Genomic DNA, 1,117 nt, shown 5'->3' with positions numbered 1-1,117 from the left:
AAAGAAAGAATAATATGCCTATAAACACGGCAAGAGAGGCTATCACTGCAAAATCCATAATCTGACCTTATCAATCTGGCGTGAAACGCCGACTGTTTTTTATACGGGGTTATATACTGATGCCGTAAGATAACGCTCAGGATATAACTTTAAAAATGACAAACAGGTATTAGATAGATCTAAAATGAATATAAAAATGAGAGATAAATCTCGTGAACTTACTGTTTAGCGTGATTTTTAAGCAAAATGACTAATCATAATGATGCAGTAGGTCGAGCATTTCTTTTCTTTGTAGATAAACAACCGAATTTTCCTGATAACTGTAAACTTGATAAATCATCGCTTTGGCCACTTCTTCGGCTTTAATCGGCAGAAAGTTAGACAATTTCCCTATCATAAGTGGGCGAATGACTTTGAATAAAGCTTGAACAAGCTTTTCATCACTTCGCGGGTGATCGCGTTCACCAACTAAAGGGCCTGGACGCAGAAACACCACTTCATCAAATCCCATTTTTTCAATGTTCTGCTCCATTTGTCCTTTGCAAGCAAGATAGTGAGAAGGAGAGGAACGGTTGGCACCTAAACTAGACACCACCGCAAGGCGTTTTACGCCGACCATTTTCATTTGCTGTGCGACCGAAGTGACCAGTTCGACATCGACTTTACGTAGGTTTTCTTTACTGCCTGCTTGCTTGAGAGTCGTGCCCAAACAAATGAAACCTATATCGGGCGTTGTTTGATTTTCATTCCATTGATGAATAGTGAGCTCTGCATCAATGATTGGAATGATCTTGTTTGTTGGGTCATAAATGTCTTTAAGTGGGCGTCTGGAGAGGGAGTACAAATGAGAAATACCTGACTGAGCAATGAGGTTTTCGACCACTTTGCTGCCGACTAACCCAGTTGCGCCAGCGATGATTACGCAAGTGTTAACATCGTTTGTCATTGTATGCTTCCTCTTTAGAGAACAAGTGCTTAGGCATTAGTAGCTTATGCCAACACGCTGAAAGAGCAAGAATAAGCCGCAACTCTTCATCAAATTTGTGCAGTGGCGAGCTCGATATCTCATGTTAAAAAAAGACCCGTTATTTACGGGTCTTAGGCTCAGGAGAGTGAT

The 1,117-nt window shown here is 40.9% G+C and carries 1 protein-coding gene; it reads right to left on the bottom strand.

The window, feature by feature from the left end:
• Positions 1 to 250 precede the first annotated feature (250 nt).
• The gene (locus R7M72_RS25480; protein WP_206972071.1) at positions 251 to 946 is read right to left on the bottom strand and encodes an NAD(P)H-binding protein; all 696 of its coding nucleotides are present in this window, start codon (positions 944 to 946) and stop codon (positions 251 to 253) included.
• Positions 947 to 1,117: the final 171 nt, after the last annotated feature.

The organism is Vibrio sp. YT-18, from assembly GCF_033337345.1.
GTDB lineage: Bacteria > Pseudomonadota > Gammaproteobacteria > Enterobacterales > Vibrionaceae > Vibrio > Vibrio alginolyticus.
Note: the sequence above shows the minus strand (reverse complement) of the source record. Positions and strands in the feature narration are given on the sequence as shown.

Coding starts and splice junctions, on each gene's coding strand:
- R7M72_RS25480 (WP_206972071.1), bottom strand. CDS start 946: ATGACAAACGATGTTAACACTTGCGTAATCATCGCTGGCGCAACTGGG.